This is a genomic window from Microbacterium sp. P5_B6 (assembly GCF_056400345.1).
The window spans coordinates 1-1451 of record NZ_JBFULL010000070.1 but is presented as its reverse complement, the minus strand read 5'-3'; the positions used below and the strand labels follow the sequence as shown (position 1 = coordinate 1451).

At 62.4% G+C, this 1451-nt stretch carries 2 protein-coding genes; both read left to right on the top strand.

Translation table 11 applies throughout. The features are described 5' to 3' along the window. Positions 1 to 761 (top strand): sensor histidine kinase (locus AC1DP3_RS18260; RefSeq protein ID WP_477295781.1); only part of this gene is annotated, 761 nt, incomplete at its 5' end. Next, on the top strand, positions 758 to 1423 hold the full coding sequence (locus tag AC1DP3_RS18255; RefSeq protein ID WP_477295779.1) for a response regulator: 666 nt from the start codon (positions 758 to 760) through the stop codon (positions 1421 to 1423). The genes AC1DP3_RS18260 and AC1DP3_RS18255, both read left to right, overlap by 4 nt. The last annotated feature ends 28 nt before the right edge of the window (positions 1424 to 1451 follow it).

Below are 1451 nucleotides of genomic sequence, written 5' to 3'. Positions count from 1 at the left end.
ATTTGGTCCCGATGCTGATGGCGGCGGCTATGACGATCTCCCTGTTTGCCGGACAGATGACGTACGCGCGTCGCCAGTTGATCGAATCGACGAAGCGTCGCGCCGAGGAGGCAGAGCAGACCCGCGAAGCCCTCGCCGCAACGAAGGTGGCCGAACAGCGGCTGGCCACGGCCCGTGACTTGCATGATGTCGTGGGCCACCAAATTGCGGTGATCAACTTGCATGCCGGCGCTGCTCGCCGCGCGGTCCTCGATGCGCCAGAGGAGGCGCTCAATTCTCTCGCGATCATCGAGCAGAGTGCCGCGAGTGTCCTAACAGAAATCGGTGAACTGCTTCGAGATCTTCGCGATGGCCGCGTAGACGACGTGGAGGGGATATCGCACACTGGAGAGTTGTTGCCCCGCCTCGTCGACACGCTCGTCGCTGGCGGGCTGCCCGTTGAGTTCGAGGTCGATAGCGACCTCCCGAAGCTCTCACGCCAAGTTGATGCGGCTGTCTATCGAATCCTCGAGGAGGCGTTGGTGAACGCGTACAAGTACGGACTCTCCGGCTCGCCAGCGCGAGTGCGCGTCGAGTGGGATGGTCACGATGTGCAGTTAAACGTGTCCAACCCGACCGACGGGCGACCTTCAAGAGCATCCACCGGATTAGGACTTAAAGGKATCATGGAGCGAGCAGAATCGCTGGGAGGCACGGCGACCGCAACCGCCGGGCCCCGGGACTTCGAACTGCGAGTCAACATTCCCTTGGACACACGATGAGCACATCGCCGGTCACCGTGCTCCTCGTGGATGATCAGGATCTGATCCGCGAGGCGCTACGCGCGCTGCTCATTCAGGAACCGAGTATCCAAGTCGTCGGTCAAGCACGGAACGGCATGGAGGCGGTCGAACGGGCGAAGACGCTCGGACCAGATGTGGTGCTAATGGATGTGCGGATGCCCGGTCTCTCCGGCCCTGAGGCAACGGCGCAAATCAAAAGCCTCCGCACACTGAGCAACACGCGGGTATTGATGCTCACGACGTTCGAGGAGGGTGACGTGGTGCGCGCGTGCATCGACGCCGGCGCAGACGGCGTCATCGGCAAAGGGGCCTCGACCGTCGCACTCATCGAAGCGATCCATGCCGTGAGGCGAGGAGAATCCCCCTTGTCGCCGCGAGCGGCGCGGGCGCTTCTCACCGACATTCACGGCACGGCGAAGAATGGTGCTCAAACCAGCCACGAGCTGAAGGCGCTCACCTCACGTGAAGTCGACATCGTGAAGCTCGTCGCGCTTGGTCTGTCAAACGACGAACTCGGCCGGAGGCTGCGCATCTCGCCCGCTACCGCGAAGACGCATGTCCGCAACGCCATGAGGAAGCTCAACATCCACGACCGGTCCCATCTCGTTGCGTTCGTCCATCGGGTCGGACTCATCCCCTAGTTGCATTGGCGAATCCTCCGGCTCGGAC